This window comes from Arthrobacter sp. R3-55 (assembly GCF_054161505.1).
Genome location: NZ_CP096423.1, coordinates 1,681,517 through 1,707,860, shown reverse-complemented (window position 1 = coordinate 1,707,860; position 26,344 = coordinate 1,681,517). Strand labels below are relative to the sequence as shown.

Sequence of the window (26,344 nt, the reverse complement as noted above, 5' to 3'; positions counted from 1 at the left end):
ACCAGCCATGACACTTCATATTTCCTACCCCGCCGAGCTGCCCGTCTCCGAGCGCCGCGAGGATCTGATGGCGGCCATAGCCGCAAACCAGGTGACCATCATCGCCGGCGAGACCGGCTCGGGCAAGACCACCCAAATCCCCAAGATGTGCCTCGAACTAGGCCTTGGAGACCAGGGCCTGATCGGGCATACCCAACCGCGCCGCCTCGCGGCCCGCACTGTCGCAGAACGCATTGCCTCGGAACTGGACGTTGAGATCGGCCAGGAAGTGGGCTTCCAGGTCCGCTTCACCGGTGAGGTCAGCGCGGCCACCAAGATCAAACTGATGACCGACGGCATCCTCCTGGCTGAGATCCAGCGGGACAAGCTGTTGCGCAAATACAGCACCATCATCATCGACGAGGCGCACGAACGCAGCCTCAACATCGATTTCATCCTGGGCTACCTCAAGCGCATCCTCCCCCAGCGCCCGGACCTGAAGATCATCATCACCTCGGCCACCATCGATCCCCAGCGCTTCGCCAAGCACTTCGGGAGCGAAGAAGAGCCTGCCCCCATTATCGAAGTCTCCGGACGCACCTATCCGGTGGAAATCCGCTACCGGCCCTTGTCCCAGCCCGCCGGCGGGGACGAGGACACCTCGGATGATGAACTGGAAGAGGACCGGGATCCCCTGGATGCGGTGTGCGACGCCGTGGACGAACTCGCCAAGGAAGCTCCCGGCGATATCCTCATCTTCTTCTCCGGTGAACGCGAAATCCGCGACGCCGCGGAGGCTATCAACGGGCGAATCCAAAGCAACCGTCGTCTCGCCGGCACCGAAGTCCTGCCACTCTTTGCACGGCTCAGCCTGCAGGAACAACACAGGGTCTTCAACCCGGGCGGCAAACGGCGCATCATTCTGGCAACCAACGTTGCCGAGACGTCGTTGACCGTCCCGGGTATCAAATACGTGATCGACACCGGCACCGCACGTATTTCGCGCTATTCCCACCGGACCAAGGTCCAACGGCTGCCGATCGAACGGGTTTCCCAAGCCTCCGCCAACCAACGTTCGGGCCGTTGCGGGCGCGTGTCCGAGGGCATCGCCATCCGCTTGTACTCCGAGGAGGACTTCGAGTCACGTCCGCAGTTCACGGACCCGGAAATCCTGCGGACCAACCTCGCCGCGGTCATCCTCCAGATGACCGCCATGGGTGTTGCCCGCAGTCCCAAGGACGTGGAGAACTTCCCCTTTGTGGAGCCACCGGACTCCAGGGCCATCAACGACGGCGTCACCCTCCTGCGCGAACTCGGCGCGTTGAGTCCGCCCACGTCGGGGGACGGAGCACGAGGCGGTCGCAGCGGCAGCGGCCTCACCGCCGTCGGGCAGAAACTTGCCCAACTGCCGGTGGACCCCCGGCTTGGCCGCATGATTGTTGAAGCAGGCAAACGCGGCTGCGTCCGCGAAGTCATGATCCTGGCGGCTGCCCTCACCATCCAGGACCCCCGTGAACGGCCAACCGACAAGCAACAGCTTGCCTCGGAAAAGCACGCGCGTTTCCGCGACGAGATCTCGGATTTCACCGGCTTCCTCAACTTGTGGAACTACATCCAGGAGAAGCAGCGCGAGCTGTCCTCCACCCAGTTCCGGAAGCTGTGCCGTAACGAGTTCATCAATTATCTGCGGGTGCGGGAGTGGCAGGACCTGTTCACGCAGCTCAGGCAATTGGCGAAGCCCTTGGGCATCGCGCTGGACAACAAACGCGAAGCCGATCCCGTGGGCAACTACGAGGGTATCCACATCAGCCTGCTCTCGGGGCTGCTGAGCCACATAGGGCTCCTGGATGAGCGCAAGCGTGAATACGCCGGCGCGCGTGGCAGCCGTTTCGCCATCTTCCCGGGCTCGGCGTTGTTCAAGAAGTCGCCGGCTTTCGTCATGGCAGCCGAACTGGTGGAAACCAGCAGGCTGTGGGCCAGGGTGGCCGCCAAGTTCGATCCCCTGTGGGCAGAGCAGGTAGCTCCAGACCTGGTCAAGCGGTCCTACAGCGAACCCCATTGGTCCTCGCGGCAAGGTGCCGTCATGGCCCATGAGAAGGTCACCCTCTATGGCGTCCCGATCATTCCGAACCGCCGGGTCAACTACGGGCGGGTGGATCCTGAGCTCTCGCGCGAACTGTTCATCCGCCATGCCCTGGTGGAAGGCGAGTGGAAGACCCACCACAAGTTCTTCCACCGCAACCGTGCCCTGCTTCAGGAGATTGAAGAACTCGAGACCCGCATGCGGCGCAGGGACATCCTGGTGGACGATCAAACGCTGTTCGAGTTCTACGACGCACGCGTGGGCAGGGACGTCGTGTCCGAGAGGCACTTTGACAAGTGGTGGAAGGACGCCCGCCAGGCTGATCCCACGCTCTTGGACTTCGACCAGTCCCTGCTGATCAGCGAAGACGCCGAGGCCCTTGACGACTCCGCCTATCCGAAAACCTGGCTGCACAAGGGCTTCGAACTCCCCTTGAGCTACGAATTCCATCCTGTGGCGCCGGGTTCGGCCCCCAACCCCTCGGACGGCGTCACTGCCGAAGTTCCCGTGCTGTTCCTCAACCAGCTGGACGATGCCCCGTTCCGTTGGCAAATTCCGGGCCAGCGGGTGGAACTGGTTACGGCGTTGATCAAGTCGCTGCCCAAACAGGTGCGGAAGAACTTTGTCCCTGCCCCTGATGTAGCCCGTCAGGCAACTGCGGCCCTTGAAGCGGACTTTGACCCGGCCACCGATGAGTTGGAACCCTCGTTGGAGTTGGTGCTCCGAAGGCTCCGCGGGCATGTTATTCCCCCCGGTTCCTGGAACTGGGATGCTGTGCCCTCGCATCTGCGGGTGAGTTTCAAAGTAGTTGACAGCAAGGGCAAAGTCCTGGATGAAGGCAAGAACCTGGCCGAACTCCAGGAAAAGCTTGCCCCTGCCACTCGGCGTGCCATCGCCGAATCACTCGGTGCCACCCCTGCCACCACAGCACCCGCCAAGACCGGTAAGGCCGCCGGAGCGGCGGGCACATCAACCGATCCGGCCTCCGGCATCTCTGCGGTGTCCGGCGGCGGGGCTGATGCTGCAGTGGCCGAACGCAGCGGTATCACCGATTGGGACTTCGGGACTGTGGAGCGGCAGGTGACACGCACTGTCAAGGGCCACGCCGTCACCGGCTTCCCGGCGGTGGTTGATGAAGGAAAGTCAGTTGCCCTCCGGGTATTCCAAACCAAGGCTGAACAAGAAGCTGCCATGCGCGGGGGCGTCATCAGGCTGCTGGCACTGCGGATTCCACCTCCTGACCGTTATGTGCTCGAACACCTCAGCAATATGGAGAAGCTGACCTTCAGCCAGAACCCGCATGGATCAGTCAGCGCCCTGATCGCGGACTGCGCGCTGGCTGCCATCGACAAGCTGACACCGCAGGAGCTGCCGTGGGACAGGAAGTCTTTCGATGCCTTGTATGAAGTAGTCCGCGCGGAACTGATCGATACCGTCTTTACGGTGACTGCCGTCGTCGAACGCGTTTTGGCCAGTACGCGGCGCATCCAGAAGGCCCTGAAGTCCAACGCCAGCCTGCCGCTCATCAGCGCCCTGAACGACATGAAATCACAGTTGGAGCAACTGGTGTTCCCCGGCTTTGTGGCACAGACGGGCTATGCCCAGCTCAGCCAGTTGCCGCGGTACTTGCAGGCGATCGAGAAGCGGTTGGAGAAGCTTCCGGGCAATGTGCAGCGGGATGCCTTGAATATGGCGATCGTGCAGGGGCTGGAGGATGATTACGACGACGCCGTATCCGCACTTCTCCCGGGGCGGCGTGCCGGCACTGAGTTAACCCGGGTGCGCTGGATGATCGAAGAGCTGCGGGTAAGCCTCTTCGCCGTAGAACTGGGAACCGCTTACTCGGTCTCGGAAAAGCGTATCCGAACGGTCCTGAACCAGGCCTTGGCTCCTGCCTAGGAGCAACAAAAGACCCGGCGGTGCTGATTCAGCACCGCCGGGTTAAATGTTCGTTGAAGGCTTCAGTCCTGCGGAACAACGTCTCCATGCCCGGCCGAGCGCAAGGCAGCACGAAGCTTCACGGCAGTAGCGTCCATCACTGCCGGATCCGGATTGTGGTCCACGTTGTGGATTTCAAAGTCCGCCGTTGAGTACGCCGGCCACACATGGACATGCAGGTGGTCCACTTCAAAGCCTTCCATCAGGACGCCCACTCGCTTGGCATCGAACAGCTCTTCCTGGACCTTACCGATGCTCTGGGCAACATCCATGACCTTGGCCAGCAGTTGCGGGCTCGCGTGCGTCCATGAATCCACCTCTTCACGAGGCACCACCAGCGCATGCCCCTGGGTGATGGGAGCGATGGTCAGGAACGCCACCACGTCCTCGTCCTTCCAGACAAACCGCCCCGGAATCTCCCCGTTGATGATCTTGGTGAACAGTGTGCTCATGCGTCTGCCCTTTCGGATGGTTCCTGAAGTGTCGAAGTGTCCAGCACAAAACGGTACTTCACATCGCCGGCCACCATGCGGTCATAAGCCTCGTTAAGCTGTTCGGCACCCACAATTTCGATGTCGCTGGCAACTCCATGTTCAGCACAGAAGTCCAGCATTTCCTGTGTTTCCTCAATGCCCCCGATCAAAGAGCCCGCGTAGGCAAGCCGGCGGCGGATGAGCAATCCCGGGCTGACAGGGGGCATGTCATCGGCGGGGAGACCCAGCTGGAAAAGGGCCCCGTCCAGGCGAAGCGTGCGGAAATAGGGGTTGAGGTCATGCGGTGCCGCGACAGTGTCAATGATGACGTCAATGCTCCGGTTGGCGGCTTCCATGGCATCGGCGTCCTTGGACAGGACCACGTGATCGGCCCCCAACTCCCTGGCAGCGTCAAACTTGGACTCAGAGGTAGTGAAAACCGTGACCTCGGCTCCCATGGCCTTGGCAATCTTGACTGCCATATGCCCCAAGCCGCCCAAGCCCACCACGCCCACGGAATCACCTTCTTCAACATCGAAATACCGCAGCGGCGAATAGGTGGTGATCCCGGCGCACAGCAAAGGCGCCGCCGCTGCGGGGTCGAGTTTTTCCGGGACACGCAGCACGAAGCGCTTGTCCACCACAATCGACGTCGAGTAACCGCCCTGGGTGATGGTGTCACCTTGCCGCGGGTCCGGGGCCCCGTAGGTGCCTATGTTGCCCCGTTCGCAGTACTGCTCCAAGCCCTCCAAACAGCTCTCGCATTCACGGCAGGAGTCCACCATGCATCCGACTCCCACGTGGTCGCCGGGGGCGAACTCTTGGACGTTGGAGCCCACGCGGGTCACGCGGCCGACGATTTCATGGCCTGGAACCAGCGGGTAGGGAGGAACGCGCCATTCTCCCCGCGTCGCATGGACGTCGGAATGGCACAGTCCGCAAAACTCAATGGCGATCTCTACGTCATCCGCCGTGGGTTCCCGCCGGGCAAGGGTCAGGGGCACCAAGCCGCTGTCCGGGGACGTGGCACCGTACGCAGCGGCGAGAGTGGCACTTCCGGCCGTACCGGTATCCAGGGTGATCGGTTTGGCCAGGGGCGGGGGTACAGGGCGTCCGGGAGTCATGATCCGACGCTACTCCCGGTGACGGTGCTTGTGCCACTTGGTCCGCCGCCGTCACCATCCGCGGGCTCCTCCAACGGCTCAGCGCCCACAGCCACAGGGTTATCAGGGTTGTTGGACCACTGCGAGAAGGATCCGGGGTACAAAGCCGCTGTGAAACCTGCAATGTGCAGGGCAGCAATTTCATGGCTCGCCGTCACACCGGATCCGCAATAGACAGCCACAGTCGAGGCCTCGTCCAAGCCCAATGCTTCAAAGCGGCGACGAAGTTCTTCGGCGGGCAGGAACGTTCCATCGGCAGAGACGTTCTGAGTGGTGGGCGCGCTGACAGCACCGGGAATATGACCCGCCCTGGGGTCGATCGGCTCCACCTCACCCCGGTAGCGCTCCCCCGCCCTGGCATCGAGCAGTATGCCCTGGTGGTGCCACCGCGCGGCTTGGCCCTCGTTGATGGCCGGCATGCCACCCTCTCCGAGGAAAACATTTCCGACGACGGGCCTTACCTCGCCCGTCTCTACGGGGTAACCGGCCGCAGCCCAGGCGGCCAGGCCGCCGTCGAGCAGGTACACGGAGTCCACGCCGGCATTCCGCAGCATCCACCAAACACGGGCGGCTGCCATGCTCCCGCTGTTGTCGTAGGCAACTACGGTGTCGCCGTCGTTGATCCCCCATTGCCGCGCAGCATCCTGGAACCGTTCCCGCGATGGCAAAGGGTGCCGGCCGAGCCCGGCCTGTGCGTGGTCGGCAAGCTCGGTGGGAAGGTCCACGAACACGGCGCCGGGAAGGTGCGCGGCCAGGTACTCACTATGTCCATCGGTCCGGCCGAGGACCCAGCGGACATCCAGGAGCCCAGTGCGCTCCCCGGAATCGAGGCGATTGCGCAGTTCAGGGACACTTATCAGCGTGGCCATCTTCTCTCCTTCGTTCCTGCGCCAGGGGCTCCTTTGCTGCCGATGCCCGGTTTCCAGCCTAGGCTTATCCGGTGAGCAATTCGTGCATTCAGGACAGGGCATGGGCCAGCGAGGCCATCCGTAAAATCGAGGCTGAGAACAACCGTTCGGCTGACACGCACCTTTATGCGGTGCCACTGCCCGAACATTGGGGCGTCCAGTTGTACTTGAAAGACGAATCAACGCACCGCTCCGGGAGCCTCAAGCACCGGCTGGCGCGGTCCTTGTTCCTCTACGGCCTGGTCAACGGCTGGATCACCAAGGGAACCACCATCGTTGAGGCCTCGAGCGGCAGCACGGCCGTCTCCGAAGCCTATTTCGCCAGGCTCATCGGTTTGCCCTTCATCGCGGTGATGACAAAAACCACCAGCCCCGAAAAGATCGCCCTGATTGAGGAGTTCGGGGGCGCGTGCCTGCTGGTGGACCATGCCTCAGAGGTCTACGCGGTGGCCGAAGAGACCGCAAAAACTTCCGGCGGTTACTACATGGACCAGTTCACTCACGCCGAACGCGCCACCGATTGGCGGGGCAACAACAACATCGCGGAATCCATCTTCGACCAGCTCTCCCTTGAGGAACACCCCATCCCGGAGTGGATCGTGGTGGGGGCGGGCACCGGTGGAACCAGTGCAACCATCGGCCGCTACCTGCGATACAACCGCCACTCAACCCGACTCGCAGTGGTAGACCCTGAAAACTCGGCCTTCTACCCCGCATGGCGCGATGGCGATGCCGCGGCAGCAACCGGCTTGCCGTCACGGATCGAGGGCATTGGCCGGCCGCGATCCGAGCCAAGCTTTGTGCCGGCGGTCATCGACCACATGATCCAAGTTCCGGACGCCGCGTCCGTGGCAGCCATGCGCCACCTCCGCAAACTCACCGGGCTGCACGCAGGGCCCTCCACGGGCACCAACCTGTGGGGCGTCTGGCAGGTGGTGGCCGGGATGGTGGCTGAGGGGCGCCAGGGCAGCATCGTGTCGCTGATGTGCGACGGCGGCGACCGTTACGCGGGCAGCTACTACGACGCCGGGTGGCTGGCTGCGAAGGGCCTGGACCCCGCGCCGCACGAGGCAGTCCTGGAACAGTTCCAGCGCTCAGGGGTGTGGACGGGCTAAACCTCCACCGAATCCCGTGGAGCAAGGCGCTCATAGCGGGTCCCATAGCGGGCCCCGATGCGGGTCACGTGGCCTTCAACAATGCCACGCCCCGATTCGTTAAGCAGGGCATCGTGGACCGGGAACGCCCGGGGTGCCCGGACCGAAATGACGAAGTCAATAACCTCCCCCACCTTGGACCATGGAGCATGGATGGGCACCAGGAGCGTTTTGACATCGATTCCGTCCGGGACCACAAAGGAGTCCCCGGGGTGAAACACATTCTCATCCACGAGGTAGCCGATGTTGGCCACAACCGGGATCTGCGCATGGATCACCGCGTGCTGGCCGCCGAACGTACGCACACTGAATCCCGCGGCTTCGAAGTCGACGCCCGGTTCAGCTGTGTGGACTCGGGCGGCGACCTCGTTATCCTCCCTGAGGGTCCCGGCTACCCCTTCGGGGGCGTGGACCTCCAGCCCGGGGTTGTTCCGAAGCGCGGCGAGCAGGGCGGGCCGGTCGATGTGGTCATTGTGCTCGTGAGTAATGAGGACAGCCTGGGCATCGGCCAAAGCCTCCCCGGATTCAGAGAAGGTCCCGGGATCGATCACCAGGACATTTCCGTCTTTCTCCAAACGGACACAGGCGTGGGTGTATTTGGTGAGCAACATGACCAAAGCCTAGGACCATCGGCTGACAGTTTCCAAGCCTGCCCTGCTGGTAAAATTGGGGTTTGCCAGCATCCCCAGGGAAGTGAGTCCTTCAATGCCACACGGCACCAATTCCGCCACGACCGGCCCTTCGGCGCCGGCCACCAGCGGCGTTAAGGAGCAGCGCGTCACCAAGCAGCGCTTGGCCGTCAGCGCAGCACTGGACGAACTCGATGACTTCGTCAGCACCCAGGAACTGTACCGCCTGCTGCAGAACAAGGGCATTTCAGTGTCCCTTGCCACCGCATACCGCATCCTTCAATCGTTGGCCGACGACGGCCTCATTGACGTCCTCCGCAACGGTGAAGGCGAAGCGGTCTACCGGAGGTGCAACGTCACGGGTCACCACCATCACCTGCTGTGCCGCAACTGCGGCAAGGCCGTTGAAGTGGAGGCGCCCGCCGTCGAGACCTGGGCGGCACGAACTGCCGCCGAACACGGCTTCACTGAAGTGGCCCACACGGTGGAAATCTTCGGGCTGTGCCCGGAGTGCACAGCCAAGAAGGCAACCGGAAGTCTCTAGAGCGCCCCTGCGGGTTGGTCCCGGGATACCCTGCCGTTGAGGCCTTTGTTCGCCCTGACCCGCCCAATCACTCGGCAGAGAACGTAGATCAGGAATGACAACGTGGTGACGTACGGGCTGATGGGGATCCTGCTGCCGAGCGCCAGCAGGATGCCGCCCACGGTAGCCGTCATCGCGAAGACCACGCTCAGCAACACCACCAACCGCGGCGAGGTAGTGACCCGCAGAGCTGCTGCAGCAGGGGTAATCAAGAGCGCAAGTACCAGCAGTGCGCCAACAATTTGGATGGACAGCGCCACGCTGACACCGAGCAGAACCATGAACCCTATGGCCAGCCCACGGACCGGAACTCCCCTGGCCTCCGCCATTTCGGGGTCCACACTGGCAAAGCTCAGGGGTCGCCAGATGGCCGCCAAAGCAATCATTACCAACACTGCGGTTCCGGCAAGGACCTGCAACTGCACCGAGTCAACTGAAACAATCTGTCCGGTCAGCAATCCGAACTTGTTGGCTGCCCGGCCCTCATAGAGGGCCAGGAAAAGGATGCCAAGGCCCAGTCCGAACGGCATGATCACACCGATGATGGAGTTCTTGTCGCGCGCCCGGACGCCCATGAAGCCCAGCAGCACAGCGGCGGCCACAGAGCCGATCAAGGAGCCAAAGATGATGTCTGCTCCCACCAGCAAGGCAAACGCAGCACCGGCAAAGGACAGTTCGGAAATGCCGTGGACGGCAAATGCAAGGTCCCGCTTCATCACGAATGTGCCCACCAGGCCGCCCAGCAGTCCCAGCACGGCTCCTGCCCAGATGGAGTTCTGGACGAGTACCAGTAGCTCGCCGTAGTTCTCGAAGTTGAAAATGGTCTGCAGAATGCTCTCGAGGTCCATCTAGAATTCCTCTCCGGCGGCTGCGTGGGCATCGTCATGGAAGTGCGTGGTTGCATCCGGAAGACCGACGACGACGATCCTTCCGTTGGTGTGGATGACCTCCACATGGCTGTCGTAAAGCTCGGAAAGGACTTCGGTGGTCATGACTTCCCGGGGCGTCCCTACCCGGAACTGGCCGCCGGCAAGGTAGAGGACACGGTCAACATAATCGATCACAGGATTGATCTCGTGGGTCACAAAAACCACGGCGCTGTTCCGCTCATGGCATTGCTTGTTGATCAGCGAGCTGACTCCCTGCTGGTGATGCAGGTCCAGGGACAGGAGCGGCTCATCGCACAGGAGCACCTGGGGTTCGGTGGCCAGTGCTTGGGCCACCCTGAGCCGTTGCTGCTCACCGCCGGACAGTTGGCCAACAGGGACCTTTGCGTAATCGGAGGCCCCCACCTGCTCCATCAACTCCTCGATCCTCTGGTTCACCTTTCCGCCGGAGAACCGCATGCCCCATCGATGCCCGTCAATGCCGAGGCCCACCAGATCCCGCGCCCGCAAGGGCGTGTCCGGTGCAAACGACTTCTGTTGCGGGATGTAGCCGATCCGCTTGCTGCCCCGTTCCACGGGATGCCCGCCCAGGGAAACAGTCCCTGAATGCAGTTCCTGCAGGCCAAGAAGAACTTTCAGGAAGCTGGTCTTACCACTGCCGTTGGGGCCCAGGACAGCGAAAAACTCGCCGGGGTTGATGTCGAGGTCGAGATCCCGCCAGAGCGTCCTTTTGCCGAACTGAAGGCTCGCTCCGCGGAGGCTCACTACCGGTGTCAAAAGTTGTCCTCAATCCATGCGCTGCTGGGAACGCATTCAGTTGTGCCGCTGGTATTGGCGGCCGTGCTGGTGGCAGGCAAAAGGCCCCGCAGCCATCCTGAATATCTTAGGACGTTGGCAGGGCCCTTCACCGCATACCTGGTTCCAGGAAACGCTACTTCTTTAGTGCGGACGAGACTGATTCCACGTTGTCAGACATCCACTGAAGGTAATCCTTGCCATCAGGCAGTGTCTCAGTGAAGTTCACCACCGGCACGCCGGCAGCCTCCGCGGCCCTCTTGACGGATTCTGTTTGAGGCCCTTCGGTTTGCTCGTTATAGGCGAGGAAACGAACTGATTTGGCGCTCACGAGGTCCGTGGTTTCCTTCAGCACAGCGGCCGGAACATCAGTTTCTTCTTCAATGGCAGCGCTGTAAGCCTCAGGGGTCTTGTTTTCCAGGCCGGCAGCTTCCAGGAGATACAAAGGCACGGGCTCCGTCACAGCCACCGGGGCGTGATCGTTGGCGGCCTTGAGGGCGTCGAGCTTGCCAGTGAGGTCGGCGAGTTTGGCTTTGAAGGCCTCGGCGTTGGCCGTGAACGTGCCGGCTGATCCTGCGTCCAATCCGCCCAGCTTGGTGGCAACCGCATCGGCAAGCTTGCCCATGGCGTCCAGGCTGTACCAGACATGCTCATTGAATTCACCGTGCTCGTGGGCGTGCTCATCCTCGCCGGCTGTTGCCTGGCTCTCCTCCCCGTGGCCCTCTTCCTCCGGGGCGAGCCCGGAGATTTCCACGGCGCTGATCATGTTCTCGTGACCGACCTTGGTCTCATCAGCAATTTTGTGGAGGAAATCGTCGTAGCCTCCGCCATTTTCCACTACGAGCTTTGCCTTGGAAATGGTCAGCTTGTCCTGGGCACTCGCCTCATAGGAATGCGGGTCCTGGCTGGTCTTTGTGATGATGGCATTGACGTTGACTTTGTCCCCGCCAATGGCCTTCACGACGTCACCATAGACGTTGGTGGAGGTGACTACCTCTATGGCACCCGATGACGACGCCGGGCTCTCCGCGCCGGCGGTACCGGCACAAGAAGAAAGCAGCAGGGCAGCAAGACCTGCGGAGGCGGCGATGGACAGGCGGGCGGCGGATCGACGCACGGGAACCTCGGATCTAGTCAAAATGAGAATCAAACACAATTACTCATCCCAGTGTATCCCTTGATGGGAATGATTCCTATTTAGGAAGGGCGGCACACATCGGAGGAGATGCGTGCCGGCCCCTTCCTCGCGTTACTTCGCTTGCTGGTCTCCATAGCGGCGAATACCTGTGGCCTGCGTGGCGTCGCGGATCTCCCCCACCAACTGCTCAATGACGTCCTCCAGGAACAGGACACCCTGGGTCTCTCCGCCGGCGCCGATCACGCGGGCCAGATGCGAGCCGGTACGCTGCATCACTGACATGGCCTGCTCAATCTCATCATCAGGGGCAAGGTTGGCAAAGGAACGGATGCGGCCTTCGGCGATGGGATGCTTACGGCCCTCATCCGGGATGGAGAGGATGTCCTTCACATGCAGGTAACCGGCGAGTTCGCCGTCGTCGTCCACCATCGGGAAACGGGAGAATCCCGTGCGGCTGACCGCTTTCTCCAGGTCCACCGGAGTGGACGCGGTTTTCAGCACTACCAGCTTGTCCAAGGGAACCATGATGTGCGATGCCGTATGCTCCGAGAACTCCAAGGCGCCGCTCAACAAGCCCGCCTCATCATCCACCAAGCCGTGTCGCGTGGATTCCTGCACGATCGATTGCACCTCCTCCAGCGTGAACGAGGAAGACACTTCATCCTTGGGCTCAATCTTCATTAGCCGCAGGATGTGGTTGGCCAGCCAGTTCAGCGTCCAGATGATCGGATTGACCAACCGCGCAATAAACATCAACGGTGGCGCCAGCAGGAGCGCAGCCTTATCCGCTACGGAAACCGAAATGTTCTTGGGAACCATCTCACCAAAGGTGACATGCAGGAACGTGACGAACAGCAAGGCAATCGCAAACGCAATAATGTCCGCCAGTTCCACGGGAACACCCACCAGCTCGAGGGGTTCCGCGAGTAAATGGTGGATGGCCGGCTCGGCCACCTGCAGTATCAGGAGCGAGCAAACCGTGATGCCCAGTTGAGCACAGGCAAGCATGAGCGAAACATTCTCCATGGCCCGCAGTGTGGTCTGCGCGCGCTTGGATCCAGCTTCGGCCAAGGGCTCTATCTGACTGCGGCGTGCCGACATGACGGCGAACTCGGCTCCAACGAAGAAGGCGTTACCTATCAGGAGAACGACGAGCCAGACAATACCTACCCAGTCGCTCATACCGCACCCGCTTCATGACGCGGATTCGCGTCCTCGGGAGAGGTTTCGCCGAGCTCCACATGATGGAAACATATCCGGTCGATCCTTCGACCATCCATCCGTGTCACCGTGAGCGTTCCGCCTGGCGTCTCCACGACGTCTCCTGTCCTGGCAATCCGCCCAAGCTGGCTCATGACGTAACCGCCCACCGTTTCATAGGCGGATTCATCAGGAACGGTGAGGTTGGGTATCTGCTCGGATACTTCATCCGGCCTCAGGAGTCCGGGGAAGTACCAGTCGCCGGACGCGCTCTGCAGCACTCCCGGGCGGACTTTGTCGTGCTCGTCAGCTACCTCGCCGACGATCTCTTCCACCAGGTCCTCCAGGGTGGCGATGCCCGCCGTTCCCCCGTACTCATCCAGCACGACCGCCAGCTGAAGGTTGCCCTCACGCAATTCAGAAAGAAGTGCATCAAGGTGGATGGTCTCAGGCACCTGCAGGACGTCGGTCATGATGGCCCCGGCCTCCAGTTTGGCCCGCCGCTCAGCCGGGACGGCCACGGCCTTCTTGACGTGCACGACGCCCCGGATATCGTCCGTGGAATCACCAATCACAGGGAACCGCGAATATCCGGTGCGCCGGGCGGCGTCGAGGATATCCGATACCGGTTGGTCCGCATCGATGGTTTCCATACGGATACGCGGTGTCATGACATCAGCCGCCGTACGCCCTGAGAAGTTCAACGTACGGGCAACAAAGTTGGCGGTTCCGGCATCCAAGGTACCCAGCTCGGCGGAGCGCCTCACCAGGGAAGCAAGCTCTGCGGGGGTTCTCGCCCCGGAAATCTCTTCCTTGGCTTCAAGACCGAAAAGATTCAATACCTTGTTCGAGAACCCGTTCAGCACCACGATCGCCGGCTTGAAGACGGCCGTAAACATCAGCTGCGGGCGGGCCAGCCGCTTACCCAGGGGGAAGGCCAGGGCAATGGCCATGTTCTTGGGTACCAGTTCACCGATCAGCATCGACAACAGGGTGGCAACGGCCATCGCCAGTATCAACGCCACCGAATGTGCGGCCTCGGAGCTCAGGCCCAGAGACGCAAGCGGACCCCCAAGAAGCTGCCCCAGTGAGGGCTCCATGACGAAGCCCGTCAGCAGCGTGGTCAGCGTAATGCCGAGTTGGCAACTTGAAAGCTGTGTGGACAGCGACTTGAGGCATTTCAGCAGTGGCGCGGCAGCGTGGTCACCGTTATCAACGGCGCGCTGAACACTCGCTTGGTCCAAGGCAACCAGGGAAAACTCAACTGCTACAAAGAAGCCGGTGCCCAGAATCAGGGCAAATCCGGCGAGAAGAAGAATCCATTCCACTTAGCGCATCACTCCATGAGTGGTGGTGTGCAGAAGGGCGGGGGCCTTCAGCAGGGGGATTCGCCCCGGCGGAGGCTGGTCGGGTCCAGCGGACGCAGGGTCCGAGGGACCACCGGCGCTAAGCGCCGGCGCGTGATGGGCATGTGAACGGGTATTGCCGGCTCGACGGGCGCGCTGTGCGGAGTTGCCAGGTTGGCTCCCCCGACAGTTCCCAGGCCGGCACCTAGATTTACTGTCCATAAGAGTTCCAGTCTACAGTCCAGCCCGGAGGCGGCTCCAACGGCGGGCTTGGATACGCGACTAAAAAGCAGGGGCACCACACTAAGTCAGCCGCAACATGATTTAGGTCACCACTATTGGCAGTTAACCAACGATCCTAACTAGACTGTCAGGGGTCTGAGTTCGCGGGACCCGGACCCTGTCCCATCGTTGCGGAAAAGCAACTTTGGCCAGCGGGAAAACAACACTCATGGAAGAGGCGTATTTCAAGTGCCAGAGCAGCCCAGCCACCGTCTACCAGAGGAATTTGGCGGAAACGAGTGGCTCGTTGACGAACTGTACGAGCGGTACCAACAGGACAAGAATTCGGTCGACACCAAGTGGTGGCCGCTCTTTGAATCCTTTGCTTCTGCTGACGGCACTTCTTCCAACGGAACCTCCGCAGCGCCTTCAGCTGCCAATCCCCCTACCCAAGTACTTCCCGTGGTAGCTCCGGCTGCAGCGGCTCCGGCACCGGCGCCGGCCGCTCCTGCCGCTGCCCCGGAAGCAGCTGCACCGGCGGCACCGGCCCCGGCCAAGAAAGCACCGGCCACTGTTGCCCGGGACGGAGCAAAGAAGCCCGCAGCCGGAACCACGGCCCAGCCCATTCCTGCCCAGCTGCCCAAGAGCACCAAGGCGCCCACAGCACCTGAGGAAGATGTAGTTTCCGTCCTCCGGGGACCGGCCAAGGCCATTGCCACCAACATGGTGACCAGCCTTGAAGTACCTACCGCCACCAGTGTCCGCGCTGTTCCCGCCAAGCTGCTCATCGACAACCGGGTGGTTATCAACTCCAACCTTGCCCGAGCCCGCGGTGGCAAGGTCTCCTTCACGCACCTCATCGGCTACGCCGTTGTCCGCGCGTTGTCCCAGTTCCCGTCGATGAACGTTTACTACGACGAAATCGATGGCAAGCCCAGTGCCGTGCAGCCCGCACACGTCAACTTCGGCATCGCCATTGACATGCCCAAGCCCGATGGCACGCGCCTCCTGATGGTTCCCAACATCAAGAAGGCCGAGACCATGGACTTCGCCGAGTTCTGGCACACCTACGAGGACCTGATCAAGCGTGCCCGCAATGGCAAGCTCACGGCAGACGACCACGCCGGCACCACGGTCTCCCTGACCAATCCCGGTGGCATCGGCACGGTGCACTCCGTTCCTCGCCTTTCCAAGGGGCAGGCCGCCATCATCGGCGTCGGCGCCCTTGACTACCCCGCTGAATTCCAGGGCGCCAGCGAGAAGATCATCGCCCAGAATGCCATCAGCAAGATCCTCACGCTGACATCGACCTATGACCACCGGGTCATCCAGGGTGCAGGCAGCGGCGAGTTCCTCAAGCTGGTCCACCAGCTCCTGCTGGGTGCGCAGAACTTCTACGACGAAATCTTCGAAGCCCTGCGTATCCCGTACGAGCCCGTGCGTTGGAGCCCGGACCTTCAGGTGGATCCTGCCGATGAGATCAACAAGGTTGCCCGCATCCAGCAGCTGATCCACTCCTACCGGGTGCGCGGACACTTGATGGCGGACACCGATCCCCTGGAGTACGTCCAGCGCAAGCACCCGGACCTGGACGTCCTGACCTATGGCCTGACCCTGTGGGACCTGGACCGCGAATGGCCCACCGGCGGATTCGGCGGCAAGCCGCAGCTCAAGTTCCGTGACATCCTCGGAGTCCTGCGTGACGCGTACTGCCGCACCACCGGCATCGAATACATGCACATCCAGGAACCTGCAGAACGCAAATGGTTCCAGGACCAGTTGGAGCACCCGTACTCCAAGCCGAGCCGTGAAGAGCAGCTCCGCATCGTCTCCAAGCTCAACGCCGCAGAGGCATTCGAAACATTCCTGCAGACCAAGTTCGTGGGCCAGAAGCGCTTCTCCCTTGAAGGCGGCGAGTCGCTGATTCCGCTCCTCGACGCCGTCATCTCCGACGCGGCCGACGACGGACTGGACGAGGTTGCCATCGGCATGGCACACCGCGGCCGCCTCAATGTGCTGACCAACATCGCCGGTAAGACCTACGCACAGGTCTTCCGCGAATTCGAAGGTACCCAGGACCCCCGTTCGGTCCAGGGCTCCGGCGACGTCAAGTACCACCTCGGCACCGAAGGCACCTTCACTTCGGACAACGGCAAGCAGACCAAGGTCTACCTCGCAGCCAACCCGTCCCACCTCGAAGCCGTGGACTCCGTGCTGGAGGGCATTGTCCGTGCCAAGCAGGACAGGCTGGATCAGGGCGAATCGTTCCCGGTCCTGCCCATCATGGTTCACGGTGACGCCGCATTTGCCGGCCAGGGTGTTGTGGCTGAAACCCTCAACCTCTCGCAGCTGCGTGGTTACCGCACCGGCGGCACCATCCACGTCATTGTCAACAACCAGGTTGGCTTCACCACCGCGCCGTCGTCATCGCGTTCGTCCACGTACTCCACGGACGTTGCCAAGATGATCCAGGCACCGGTGTTCCACGTGAACGGTGACGACCCCGAGGCCGTAGTGCGTGTTGCACAGCTCGCCTACGAGTTCCGCCAGCGTTTCCACAAGGACGTTGTCATCGACATGGTCTGCTACCGCCGCCGCGGCCACAACGAGGGCGACGACCCCTCGATGACGCAGCCGCTCATGTACAACCTGATCGAAGCCAAGCGCTCCGTCCGCAAGCTGTACACCGAGTCGCTCATCGGCCGTGGAGACATCACCGAAGAAGAAGCAGAGCAGTTGCTCCGCGACTACCAGGAACGCCTCGAGCGCGTCTTCGCAGAAACGCACGCCGCGCAGACCTCGCCGATCCCCATCATCACGGCGGACTCCGCGGCCGTCTCGGACATCGAGCGTCCCATCGCCCAGCAGTCCGATTTCGGCACTAACTCCCCGGCATCCACTGCAATTTCCGCTGAGACCCTTGCCCGCATCGGCAAGGCACACCTGGAAATTCCGGATGGCTTCACCGTCCACTCCAAGCTCAAGCAGCTCTTGGAGAAGCGTGAGCAGATGTCCCGTGAAGGCGGCATTGACTGGGGCTTCGGCGAGATCGCAGCCTTCGGCTCGCTGATCATGGAGGGTGTACCGGTTCGTTTGGCCGGCCAGGACTCCCGCCGCGGCACGTTCGTGCAGCGTCACGCCGTCTTCCACGACCGCGCCAACGGCAACGAGTGGCTGCCCCTGGGCAACCTCTCCGATGACCAGGCCAAGCTGTGGATCTACGATTCCCTGCTGTCCGAATACGCAGCCATGGGCTTCGAATACGGTTACTCGGTAGAGCGCCCGGATGCCCTGGTCCTGTGGGAAGCCCAGTTTGGCGACTTCGTCAACGGTGCGCAGACCATCATTGACGAGTTCATTTCCTCGGCAGAACAGAAGTGGGGTCAGCGTTCCTCACTGGTACTCATGCTTCCCCACGGCTATGAAGGCCAGGGACCGGACCATTCCTCGGCCCGCATTGAGCGCTTCCTGCAGATGTGCGCCGAGGACAACATGATCGTGGCCAACCCCACCACTGCGGCCTCGCACTTCCACCTGTTGCGCCGCCAGGCTTACAGCCGTCCGCGCAAGCCGTTGATCATCTTCACGCCGAAGCAGCTGCTCCGCCTCAAGGGCGCCGCATCCGCCGTCGAAGACTTCACTACGGGTGGTTTCCGGCCGGTCATTGCCGATCCTGAGGTCGAGCCTGCCAACGTGGACCGCGTCATCCTGGTCTCGGGTCGCCTGTACTACGACCTCCTGTCCAACCGACAGAAGTCCGGGGACACCTCCACCGCCATCATCCGCGTTGAGCAGCTGTACCCGCTGCCCAAGGCCGAGATTGACGCCGAGCTGGCCAAGTACCCGAACGCTGACATCGTTTGGGCACAGGACGAGCCCGCCAACCAGGGTCCGTGGCCGTTCATGGGCTTGAACCTGGCGCCTGAGCTTGACCGCAAGCTCCGCCTGGTCTCACGTCCGGCGTCGGCCTCCACGGCTGCCGGTTCCATGAAGCGCCACGCCGCTGAACAGGATGCCCTGATCAAGCAGGCGTTCGAACGCAAGTAAGCGAAACTGCCCGGTCTGAGGAGCGAATGCGCCCCTCAGGCCGGGCAGTTCTGTTTAATGGGACAGGTATCAGGTTCCAGAACCGGCAAACCGTGCAAGGACCGTAACGAGTGTGAAGAGGTAACCGTGGAAGACAGGAAGCTGCGTATCGCAGCTGTAGGAGATGAACTGCTCGCGGGCCTGGGGGATCCCCGCGCATTGGGTTGGCTCGGAAGAGTCCTGGCCCGTACGCCCCAGGACTCCGTCGTGGTGGAGAGTTTCCCGCTCCCCTGCCCCATGGAAGGCACGGAGGGCTTGGCCGCGCGGTGGCAGGACGAGGCCGGGAGGCGCTTCAGCGACACCCACGAGAACCGCCTGGTGATCGGGCTTTCGGGCCGCGACCTCGAGTTCGGATTGTCCACGGCGCGAAGCCGGCTGAACCTGGCCAATATCCTCGATGGCGCTTCGCACAGCAGTGTAGAGGTCTTCGTGGTCGGTCCGCCCCCTACCTTGGATCCGGTCAGGAACAAGCGGCTCGCAGAACTGAACACTGCCTTTGCCGACGTCACCACCAGGCGCAACCACCACTATGTGGACACGTTCTCTCCTTTGCTCAACCATGAGCAGTGGAGGACGGATCTGGCGGCCAATGGGGGAACACCGGGCCAGGCCGGCTACGGATTGATTGCGTGGCTGGTCCTGCACCGCGGCTGGTTCCAGTGGCTCAATATCGCCCAACCGGAGTAGCTGGACCGGCTTCACCACACATCCCCGCCAAAAGTCCTTGCTTCGGGATGATTCGCGATATATCGTGAACTCATCGACGCGATATATCGCATTTGGAGGGGTTATGTCTGAGGAACTTTGGACCGTGACGGGTCCCCAAACCATCGAAGTGGACGGCGTCCGTTCCCTCAAGCTGGGAATCGTCAAAGGCCGCTTTGATGTCATGACCCATGACGAGGCGTTCGTCAGCATCGAAATCAGCGAAATCACGGGCGATCCCCTGACGGTGACGCTGGTGGACGGGCGCCTGGAGGTCCGCCATCAGCTGCAAGGCCCGCAGGGCTGGTTCCGCAACCTGATGGGGACCGTCAATAACACCAGCGCCAACTCAGTGGTTGTCGGCATCGCCCTCCCGCCCGGCGTCGACGTGGAGGCCGGAACGGTCAGCGGCGACGGTTTGGTCTCCGGAATTAGCGGCCGGACGCGCCTGAACACCGTCTCCGGCTCCGTCATGGCAGACGGCACCAGCGGCGAACTGCATGTAAACACCGTCAGCGGTGAAGTCATCGCCAGAAACCACGACGGCGTCCTGACCGCCAAGAGCGTCTCAGGCGAGGTCACCGCTTCGGGCACGTTCAAGAACGTCCGGGCCAGCACCGTCAGCGGCGACCTTAGTTTCGATCTTCAGGACTACACCAACGACCTCGGCGCCAACTCCGTCTCCGGCGACCTGACCATCAGGCTGCCACACGACGTAGGCCTGGACATCGTGGCGAAATCCGCCAGCGGAACTGTGGTGATCGACGACCAACTTTATGCCCAGCCCGGCAGTAACGTGCACACGATCGTAGGCCCTGACGAGAAGCTCATGTTGGTGCGCACCAACACGGTCTCCGGCAAGACGTACATCATGCACGGCTCGGCCCCTGAACCGGAGAACAACCACCAGGTCCCCGGGGAAGCGGGCCTCTGATGCCTCCCGTCTTTGCCCATGGAGCGCTACGCCTCTACCTGCTGGCCCTACTCGAGGCCGGCCCCAAACACGGATACGAACTGATCAAGGCTCTCAGCGACCGGTTCGGAGGCACCTACTCCCCCAGCGCCGGAACCATCTACCCGCGCCTGAGCAAGCTCGAAGAAGAGGGGCTGGTGGCCACCGGAACGGAGGGGCGCCGGACGAAGTACTTCATCACCGATGCGGGCCGCGCTGAACTTGATGGACGGCGGGAGGAACTGGCGGGCGTCGAGGACACCATCTCGGCTTCGGTCAGGCGGCTCGCCGACAACCTTCGGGAAGACATCAGGACCAATATGCGTGGCCTGCGGGCAGACCTGGCTGCCACCGCGGAGGCGGCGCGCACCAATGCGACCTCCGCCGCTTTCCGTAGCCGTGCCTCCGGCTACACTCCGGAGGGCCAGCGCATGTTGAAGGAAGCCGAGCTGATGGTTCAGGCTTTCAGGGATGACATACGTGTCGAGCTGCGCCAACACGGGGCCACACATCCATTGACGCCGGTGGCACTCGAAACGGTGCGCACGGTGCTGGATCAGGCCCGCATCTCGATCAGGAATTCGTTGCAGAACTGATCTCCAGCCGGACCGGATCTACGCAGAGCCGTTCCCGGTTCGCGAGCCGGCACCCTGATGTGCGAAACTGGAGGGCAGCTCTATTGAGTATCAATCATTGAAGGAGGCCAGCTATGAGCAAGCGTGCACGTAAGCGTCGTGACCGTAAGCGCGGCGGCGCGAACCACGGCAAGCGTCCCAACACCTAAGCCAGCGGCTTAGTGTCACAGGCTTAAGAGCGAGGGCCCCGGAAACCATGCGGTTTCCGGGGCCCTTGGCGTTTCACGCCCATTTTTGCCCAGCGGTTTTGATCAGGCTTCTACCGGCTTGATGGAGTGGATCCTGTCCAGAATTGAGTTCTTAAGGTTCTCCGGCGCTGATTCAGTGCACGAGCGCTTCACCATGGTACGGATGAGGCATTCAAGGTCATACTGCTCTGAGCATTCCTCGCAAGTATCCAAGTGCTGCTTGATCTCGCCGAGGTCCTCGCGGGTCAACGCGCCGTCGAGGTACTCGTAGATCCGCTGCATTCGCGTATCGTCGCAATCGCCCAATCCCTGGCAGTCGCTCATTTCTCTTTCTCCTGATTGTTGCTTCCGGCCGCGGCCTGATCTTCGGTTTGGGCCCTGAAGCCCCGTTCGGTGGCGTAGTCCGCCAGCATGTCCCGCAGCATCTTCCTGCCGCGGTGCAACCGTGACATGACCGTGCCGATGGGAGTATTCATGATTTCTGATATCTGCTTATACGCATAGCCCTCGACGTCCGCGAAATAAACAGCCAGCCGGAATTCCTCCGGAATGGACTGCAAGGCGTTTTTGACATCAGAGTCCGGCAAGTGGTCCAGCGCCTCGGTTTCCGCGGACCTCAGGCCAGCGGAAGTGTGGGACTCCGCCTTGGCCAGCTGCCAATCCTCGATCGTGTCCGAGTTGGACTGCAACGGCTCGCGCTGCCGCTTCCGATAAAGGTTGATATAGGTGTTGGTCAGAATGCGGTACAGCCATGCTTTGAGGTTGGTTCCCGGCTTGTATTGATGGAAAGCCGAAAATGCCTTGGTGTACGCCTCCTGGACCAGGTCCTCCGCATCGGAAGGGTTCCGGGCCATTCTCATGGCTGCCGAATACAACTGGTCCACATACTGCATGGCGTCGCGCTCGAAACGCGCCCGCCGTTGCTCGGGACTCTCCGAAGCGACGTCGACGTCGGGTGCGGCGGCTGCGTCTTCCGCGCCGGCCGCCTGGTGCATGGCCGCTGCGGCCGGTTCCGTGGTGCTCATCGTTGCCAAGTCTACTGTCAGCTGCGGGGAATCCGGCTGCGTGCCGTACCCGTGCTCCGGTAGAACCACACGGTCCTTAACCAAAGTCAAAAAATCAACTCCGTTCACCAAGCGGCAACACCTTGCCGCGGCACGGTCTCCACCGCACCACTAGTTCACAACGGCCGCCGCTGGGTAAATATTCCGCAAAGGTGCAAGACTAGAGCAGACTGCACCCGCTGAACCCAAAACTCACTGACATAGTGTGGCAAGCCATCCAGGAGGCAAGACATGTCTGTTATCCGTTTTCTCGCGCGGCCCATGCTCGCGTCCAGCTTCGTCGTAGCAGGTCTGGACAAGCTCAGGAACGCGGACGACACCGCAAGGCAGCTTTCGCCCGTCCTTCGCCGGGCCTCGGAATCACTGCCTTTCAAGACCGATGAGAAGACCCTGGCGCGGGTCATCGGCGGCGCCCAGCTGGGGGCCGGCGCATTGCTCGGCCTGGGAAAGCTCTCCCGTTTCGCCGCAACGGTCCTGGCTATCACCTCCGCCCTGAACTCCTACGTCGAGTGGCGCTCCGCGGACATCAGTTCCAAGGAAGGCCGCAGCGCCCGCAAGGCCCAGCTGCTGAAGAACATTTCGCTGACGGGCGGAGTCCTGCTTGCCGCAGTTGACACCGCCGGACGTCCCAGCATTGCCTGGCGCGCAGAACACCTGGCCGCGGATGCCAAAAAGGTGACGGGCAAGCAGATCAAGCGGGCAGATAAAGCAGTACGCAAGGCCGTAGACAACGCAGTTGGAGCATAAGGAAGCATGACAGGTACCACCGCCGAAAACACCGGATCAACCGAGGCCACCGCACTGCCACTCTGGCCGGCCCCCTACGCCAGCGGGCCCGTGGACGCCACGGTGACGGTACCTGGTTCAAAGTCGCTGACCAACCGGTTCCTGGTGTTGGCCGCTTTGGCGGATGGTCCCTCACGGCTTCGGGCTCCCCTGCATTCCCGTGACTCCGCACTCATGATCCAAGCCTTGCGGCAGCTGGGCGCCACGGTCAGCGAAGTCCCCGGCGACGGCGACTACGGCCCCGACCTTCACATCGCACCGATGGACCCCGGTGCAACAGGGGCCGAAACGGCCATTGATTGCGGCTTGGCCGGCACCGTCATGCGGTTCGTTCCTCCGCTGGCTGCACTGCGGAATGGAACTACGGTCTTCGACGGAGACCCGCATGCACGCAACAGGCCCATGGGAACCATCATCGAGGCGTTGATCGCCCTCGGCGTTCCGGTGGCGGCAGAAGGCGGCAGGACGCCGTCGGCCCTTCCTTTTGCTGTGGACGGTACGGGCGAAGTCCGGGGCGGCCACCTGGTGATCGATGCCAGTGCTTCATCGCAGTTTGTATCCGCCCTGCTGTTGGTGGGTGCGCGGTTCGCCGAAGGACTCCATCTGGAGCACGTCGGCAAGCCCGTCCCCAGCCTGGACCACATCACCATGACCGTGGAGGTACTCCGCAGTGTGGGTGTCCAGGTGGACGACTCCGTGCCCAATCACTGGGTGGTCTCTCCCGGCCCCATCCGGGCCTTTGACCAGAGGATTGAGCAGGACCTTTCCAACGCCGGGCCCTTCCTGGCCGCCGCCCTGGCAACACAAGGCACAGTGCGGGTCACCAATTGGCCGGCGGGCACCACGCAGGTTGGCGATATGTGGCGGACCATCCTCGCCACCATGGGGGCCACGGTTACCTTGGAGGAAGGGACACTCTCGGTAACCGGCGGGCCCGTCATCAAGGGCGCCGACTTCGACGAAACCAGCGAACTCGCACCCACGGTGGCAGCCTTGTGCGCTCTGGCTGACAGCCCGTCCCGACTCACCGGAATTGCCCATCTCCGGGGTCATGAGACAGACCGGCTCGCGGCACTTGTCCATGAAATCAACTCGCTGGGAGGCGACGCCGAGGAGACTGCCGACGGCCTCATCATCCGCCCCGCCGCCCTGCGTGCAGGGGTGGTCCACAGCTACGCCGACCACCGGATGGCCACTGCCGGGGCCATCCTGGGCCTCGCCGTCAAAGGCGTCCAGGTCGAAGACATCGCCACCACTTCCAAGACCATGCCTGAGTTCCCTGAAATGTGGGCCCGAATGGTGGGAACCATCTCCAACACGGACGGGGCAAACAACTGACCATGGGCCGTGACGCACGCTCCTGGGACGAATCCGACGTCCGGATACGACCCAACAAAAAAGGTTCCAGGCCGAGGACCAAGGACAGGCCCAGCCATGATGACGCCGTCATCGGCCGGATCATCACCGTGGACCGAGGACGCTACAGGGCAATTGTGGATGAGGATTTCTCGAACGCCCGTGTTGTCATCGCTGCACGTGCCCGCGAACTGCGGCGAAACCCGGTAGTCCCCGGGGACTTCGTGGCGCTGGTGGGGGACGTCACCGGCTCACCGGACACGCTGGCACGGCTGGTGCGGGTGGAAGAGCGGCGAACCCTCCTGCGCCGCAGTGCCGACGATACCGACCCCATCGAACGGGTAGTGGTAGCCAACGCCGATCAGTTGGTCATTGTTGTTGCCGCCGCCAACCCTGAACCCCGCACCGGATTCATCGACCGCGCCCTTGTGGCAGCCTACGACGCCGGCATTGAGCCGTTGCTGCTCATCACCAAGGCGGACGTCAAGGATCCGGCGGAACTCCTCGCCAACTACCTCAGCCTGGACTTCCCGGTGATCATCAGCCGCACGGCGGACTCCGAAGCAGGTGGCATCGACGCCCGCTCGGATGACGGGCTGTCGGCACGTTTGGACAGGGACGCCGTAGCCCAGTTGCGCTCCCACCTCGGCGGCAAGGTCACCGTGATGCTCGGCCACTCGGGCGTGGGCAAGTCCACCATGGTCAATGCCCTGACAGGGGCAGAGCGGGCAACCGGCGGAGTCAACGCCGTGACGGGTCGGGGACGGCATACGTCCTCCTCCGCTTTGGCCTTGAAACTTGCCGACGCCCCGGCCGGCAGTTGGATCATCGACACCCCGGGCATCAGGTCCTTTGGCCTCGCCCACGTGGATCCGGATCGGATTCTGCATTCTTTCCCTGATCTTGAGCCCGGAACTCAAGCCTGCGAACGCGGCTGCAAGCACGACGCCACTGCCATCAACTGCGGGCTGGATCCCTGGGTGAACGAAGGTCACGCCGGACCTTCAGGAGTGGCCCGGCTGGCTTCGCTGCGCCGGCTGCTCGGCGCAGACCCGCGGCTGGAAGCCAAAGAGGCCAAGGAACTGGGCACTGTCAACTGATCGCTGCGGCTTCACCTCCCCACTGCAGGGAATGTTTCAGGATAGTTTGGTGCCATGACCCATCCCGTTTCCACCTACAACGATGACCTGCGCCTGGCCCATGTCCTCGCTGATTCCGTCGATGCCCAGACCATGGATCGCTTCAAGGCCCTGGACCTCAAGATCGAAACCAAGCCCGACCTCACTCCCGTCACGGACGCTGACAAGGCTGCGGAGGAAGCCATCCGCGGCCAACTCTCACGCTCGCGGCCCAGGGACGCTGTTCTTGGCGAGGAATTTGGCAGCAGCGGACACGGCTCACGCCGTTGGATCATCGATCCCATCGATGGAACCAAGAACTTCGTCCGGGGTGTACCGGTGTGGGCGACGCTGATCGCACTGGTTGACGAGGGTGAACCTGTAGTAGGCGTCGTCAGCGCCCCCGCTTTGGGCAAACGCTGGTGGGCGGCCAAGGACATGGGCGCCTACATGGGGCGGTCCCTTGCCGCTGCTACCCGCTTGAAGGTCTCCAACGTCACCAATCTGGCCGATGCCTCGCTGTCTTACTCCAGCCTGTCCGGGTGGAAGGAACGCGGGAACCTGGACGAGTTCCTGGGACTGACCGAGGACGTTTGGCGGACCCGGGCCTATGGCGACTTTTGGTCCTACTGCCTGGTGGCAGAAGGGGCAGTGGACATCGCTTGCGAGCCTGAGTTGAACTTGTACGACATGGCTGCACTGGTCCCGATCGTGACGGAGGCCGGTGGCCGCTTTACTTCGCTGGAAGGCGACGACGGACCCTTCGGCGGCAATGCCTTGGCCACTAACTCGATCCTCCACTCAGAGGTGCTCAAGCGCCTCAACCCAGGCTTGGACGATCTCCTTTAGTTCCGGCCTCCTCCAGCTCCGGGCCCGTGGGACCAGGGCGATTTAGCGAATATTCGACGGCGGTTGCCTCCTTTTGGAGGCAGCTGCCGTCTTTTATTCGCCAAACT

23 protein-coding genes are annotated in these 26,344 nt (G+C 62.2%); 12 read left to right on the top strand and 11 right to left on the bottom strand.

What is annotated here, in order from left to right:
* Positions 1–7: 7 nt before the first annotated feature.
* The gene (gene hrpA, locus M1D51_RS07970) at positions 8–3,961 is read left to right on the top strand and encodes an ATP-dependent RNA helicase HrpA (protein WP_458109145.1); all 3,954 of its coding nucleotides are present in this window, start codon (positions 8–10) and stop codon (positions 3,959–3,961) included.
* 62 nt (positions 3,962–4,023) lie between these two features.
* Here hrpA and M1D51_RS07965 read toward each other — a convergent pair whose 3' ends face one another.
* Genes M1D51_RS07965 through M1D51_RS07955 form a run of 3 tightly spaced genes read right to left on the bottom strand, consistent with a single transcriptional unit; the run spans position 4,024 to position 6,505 of the window.
* Complete coding sequence (locus tag M1D51_RS07965; protein WP_458109144.1) at positions 4,024–4,452, bottom strand: HIT family protein; 429 nt, start codon at positions 4,450–4,452, stop codon at positions 4,024–4,026.
* Positions 4,449–5,597 carry an NAD(P)-dependent alcohol dehydrogenase gene (locus M1D51_RS07960; RefSeq protein WP_458109143.1) on the bottom strand — a complete coding sequence of 383 codons (1,149 nt, stop codon included), beginning with the start codon at positions 5,595–5,597 and terminating at the stop codon, positions 4,449–4,451. Before M1D51_RS07960 ends, M1D51_RS07965 begins: the two co-directional genes overlap by 4 nt.
* Positions 5,594–6,505, bottom strand: coding sequence for a sulfurtransferase (locus M1D51_RS07955; protein ID WP_458109142.1), 912 nt, complete (start codon positions 6,503–6,505; stop codon positions 5,594–5,596). Before M1D51_RS07955 ends, M1D51_RS07960 begins: the two co-directional genes overlap by 4 nt.
* A 71-nt stretch (positions 6,506–6,576) precedes the next feature.
* Between M1D51_RS07955 and cds1 the strand changes: the two genes are divergently transcribed.
* Complete coding sequence (cds1, locus tag M1D51_RS07950; RefSeq protein ID WP_458109141.1) at positions 6,577–7,659, top strand: L-cysteine desulfhydrase Cds1; 1,083 nt, start codon at positions 6,577–6,579, stop codon at positions 7,657–7,659.
* Here cds1 and M1D51_RS07945 read toward each other — a convergent pair.
* Positions 7,656–8,309: an MBL fold metallo-hydrolase gene (locus M1D51_RS07945; protein WP_458109140.1), complete on the bottom strand. Its 654-nt coding sequence runs from the start codon at positions 8,307–8,309 to the stop codon at positions 7,656–7,658. The two genes, cds1 and M1D51_RS07945, sit on opposite strands and share 4 nt — an antisense overlap.
* 94 nt (positions 8,310–8,403) lie before the next feature.
* Here M1D51_RS07945 and M1D51_RS07940 point away from each other — a divergent pair, with 94 nt between their 5' ends.
* Positions 8,404–8,871: a Fur family transcriptional regulator gene (locus M1D51_RS07940; protein ID WP_172324438.1), complete on the top strand. Its 468-nt coding sequence runs from the start codon at positions 8,404–8,406 to the stop codon at positions 8,869–8,871.
* Here M1D51_RS07940 and M1D51_RS07935 read toward each other — a convergent pair.
* The 5 genes from M1D51_RS07935 to M1D51_RS07915 all read right to left on the bottom strand — a co-directional run bounded on the left by M1D51_RS07935 (position 8,868) and on the right by M1D51_RS07915 (position 14,258).
* Positions 8,868–9,758 (bottom strand): metal ABC transporter permease, encoded by an 891-nt coding sequence (locus M1D51_RS07935; RefSeq protein WP_172324437.1) that lies wholly within the window; start codon positions 9,756–9,758, stop codon positions 8,868–8,870. The genes M1D51_RS07940 and M1D51_RS07935 overlap by 4 nt on opposite strands.
* Positions 9,759–10,562 (bottom strand): metal ABC transporter ATP-binding protein, encoded by an 804-nt coding sequence (locus tag M1D51_RS07930; protein WP_309138385.1) that lies wholly within the window; start codon positions 10,560–10,562, stop codon positions 9,759–9,761.
* Positions 10,563–10,728: 166 nt separating this feature from the next.
* Positions 10,729–11,742 (bottom strand): metal ABC transporter solute-binding protein, Zn/Mn family, encoded by a 1,014-nt coding sequence (locus M1D51_RS07925; protein ID WP_172324435.1) that lies wholly within the window; start codon positions 11,740–11,742, stop codon positions 10,729–10,731.
* A gap of 99 nt (positions 11,743–11,841) precedes the next feature.
* Positions 11,842–12,912, bottom strand: a complete 1,071-nt coding sequence (locus M1D51_RS07920; RefSeq protein WP_172324434.1) for a hemolysin family protein — start codon at positions 12,910–12,912, stop codon at positions 11,842–11,844.
* A complete protein-coding gene (locus tag M1D51_RS07915) occupies positions 12,909–14,258 on the bottom strand; it encodes a hemolysin family protein (protein ID WP_172324433.1) in 1,350 nt (449 codons plus the stop codon). The genes M1D51_RS07920 and M1D51_RS07915 overlap by 4 nt, the downstream gene beginning before the upstream one ends.
* Before the next feature lie 489 nt (positions 14,259–14,747).
* Between M1D51_RS07915 and M1D51_RS07910 the strand changes: the two genes are divergently transcribed.
* The 5 genes from M1D51_RS07910 (at position 14,748) to M1D51_RS07890 (ending at position 21,025) form a co-directional block, all read left to right on the top strand.
* Positions 14,748–18,545 carry a multifunctional oxoglutarate decarboxylase/oxoglutarate dehydrogenase thiamine pyrophosphate-binding subunit/dihydrolipoyllysine-residue succinyltransferase subunit gene (locus tag M1D51_RS07910; RefSeq protein WP_458109139.1) on the top strand — a complete coding sequence of 1,266 codons (3,798 nt, stop codon included), beginning with the start codon at positions 14,748–14,750 and terminating at the stop codon, positions 18,543–18,545.
* Positions 18,546–18,671: 126 nt separating this feature from the next.
* Positions 18,672–19,271 (top strand): GDSL-type esterase/lipase family protein, encoded by a 600-nt coding sequence (locus tag M1D51_RS07905; protein WP_026540104.1) that lies wholly within the window; start codon positions 18,672–18,674, stop codon positions 19,269–19,271.
* Positions 19,272–19,374: 103 nt separating this feature from the next.
* The gene (locus M1D51_RS07900; RefSeq protein ID WP_458109138.1) at positions 19,375–20,223 is read left to right on the top strand and encodes a DUF4097 family beta strand repeat-containing protein; all 849 of its coding nucleotides are present in this window, start codon (positions 19,375–19,377) and stop codon (positions 20,221–20,223) included.
* The gene (locus M1D51_RS07895) at positions 20,223–20,837 is read left to right on the top strand and encodes a PadR family transcriptional regulator (RefSeq protein WP_172326150.1); all 615 of its coding nucleotides are present in this window, start codon (positions 20,223–20,225) and stop codon (positions 20,835–20,837) included. Before M1D51_RS07900 ends, M1D51_RS07895 begins: the two co-directional genes overlap by 1 nt.
* Positions 20,838–20,950: 113 nt before the next feature.
* On the top strand, positions 20,951–21,025 hold the full coding sequence (locus tag M1D51_RS07890) for a 50S ribosomal protein bL37 (RefSeq protein ID WP_369299106.1): 75 nt from the start codon (positions 20,951–20,953) through the stop codon (positions 21,023–21,025).
* A 102-nt stretch (positions 21,026–21,127) separates the two neighbouring features.
* On the opposite strand, the gene rsrA is transcribed toward M1D51_RS07890, so the two are convergent.
* Together rsrA and M1D51_RS07880 are read right to left on the bottom strand one after the other, a co-directional pair.
* Positions 21,128–21,388, bottom strand: a complete 261-nt coding sequence (gene rsrA / locus M1D51_RS07885; RefSeq protein WP_026540100.1) for a mycothiol system anti-sigma-R factor — start codon at positions 21,386–21,388, stop codon at positions 21,128–21,130.
* Positions 21,385–22,179, bottom strand: coding sequence for a sigma-70 family RNA polymerase sigma factor (locus tag M1D51_RS07880; RefSeq protein ID WP_305849759.1), 795 nt, complete (start codon positions 22,177–22,179; stop codon positions 21,385–21,387). Before M1D51_RS07880 ends, rsrA begins: the two co-directional genes overlap by 4 nt.
* Before the next feature lie 180 nt (positions 22,180–22,359).
* Between M1D51_RS07880 and M1D51_RS07875 the strand changes: the two genes are divergently transcribed.
* The 4 genes from M1D51_RS07875 to hisN are packed head-to-tail and all read left to right on the top strand — an operon-like array spanning position 22,360 to position 26,237.
* Complete coding sequence (locus tag M1D51_RS07875; protein ID WP_458109137.1) at positions 22,360–22,875, top strand: DoxX family membrane protein; 516 nt, start codon at positions 22,360–22,362, stop codon at positions 22,873–22,875.
* Between the two features lie 6 nt (positions 22,876–22,881).
* Positions 22,882–24,252 carry a 3-phosphoshikimate 1-carboxyvinyltransferase gene (aroA, locus tag M1D51_RS07870; protein WP_458109136.1) on the top strand — a complete coding sequence of 457 codons (1,371 nt, stop codon included), beginning with the start codon at positions 22,882–22,884 and terminating at the stop codon, positions 24,250–24,252.
* A gap of 2 nt (positions 24,253–24,254) precedes the next feature.
* A complete protein-coding gene (gene rsgA, locus M1D51_RS07865; protein WP_458109135.1) occupies positions 24,255–25,370 on the top strand; it encodes a ribosome small subunit-dependent GTPase A in 1,116 nt (371 codons plus the stop codon).
* A gap of 54 nt (positions 25,371–25,424) precedes the next feature.
* Positions 25,425–26,237, top strand: coding sequence for a histidinol-phosphatase (gene hisN / locus M1D51_RS07860; RefSeq protein ID WP_172323170.1), 813 nt, complete (start codon positions 25,425–25,427; stop codon positions 26,235–26,237).
* Positions 26,238–26,344: the final 107 nt, after the last annotated feature.

Bases quoted from the DNA above. Each gene is read 5' to 3' on its own strand.
- hrpA (WP_458109145.1), top strand. From the start codon at position 8: ATGACACTTCATATTTCCTACCCCGCCGAGCTGCCCGTCTCCGAGCGC.
- M1D51_RS07965 (WP_458109144.1), bottom strand. From the start codon at position 4,452: ATGAGCACACTGTTCACCAAGATCATCAACGGGGAGATTCCGGGGCGG.
- M1D51_RS07960 (WP_458109143.1), bottom strand. From the start codon at position 5,597: ATGACTCCCGGACGCCCTGTACCCCCGCCCCTGGCCAAACCGATCACC.
- M1D51_RS07955 (WP_458109142.1), bottom strand. From the start codon at position 6,505: ATGGCCACGCTGATAAGTGTCCCTGAACTGCGCAATCGCCTCGATTCC.
- M1D51_RS07945 (WP_458109140.1), bottom strand. From the start codon at position 8,309: ATGTTGCTCACCAAATACACCCACGCCTGTGTCCGTTTGGAGAAAGAC.
- M1D51_RS07940 (WP_172324438.1), top strand. From the start codon at position 8,404: ATGCCACACGGCACCAATTCCGCCACGACCGGCCCTTCGGCGCCGGCC.
- M1D51_RS07935 (WP_172324437.1), bottom strand. From the start codon at position 9,758: ATGGACCTCGAGAGCATTCTGCAGACCATTTTCAACTTCGAGAACTAC.
- M1D51_RS07920 (WP_172324434.1), bottom strand. From the start codon at position 12,912: ATGAGCGACTGGGTAGGTATTGTCTGGCTCGTCGTTCTCCTGATAGGT.
- M1D51_RS07900 (WP_458109138.1), top strand. From the start codon at position 19,375: ATGTCTGAGGAACTTTGGACCGTGACGGGTCCCCAAACCATCGAAGTG.
- M1D51_RS07895 (WP_172326150.1), top strand. From the start codon at position 20,223: ATGCCTCCCGTCTTTGCCCATGGAGCGCTACGCCTCTACCTGCTGGCC.
- rsrA (WP_026540100.1), bottom strand. From the start codon at position 21,388: ATGAGCGACTGCCAGGGATTGGGCGATTGCGACGATACGCGAATGCAG.
- M1D51_RS07875 (WP_458109137.1), top strand. From the start codon at position 22,360: ATGTCTGTTATCCGTTTTCTCGCGCGGCCCATGCTCGCGTCCAGCTTC.
- aroA (WP_458109136.1), top strand. From the start codon at position 22,882: ATGACAGGTACCACCGCCGAAAACACCGGATCAACCGAGGCCACCGCA.
- rsgA (WP_458109135.1), top strand. From the start codon at position 24,255: ATGGGCCGTGACGCACGCTCCTGGGACGAATCCGACGTCCGGATACGA.
- hisN (WP_172323170.1), top strand. From the start codon at position 25,425: ATGACCCATCCCGTTTCCACCTACAACGATGACCTGCGCCTGGCCCAT.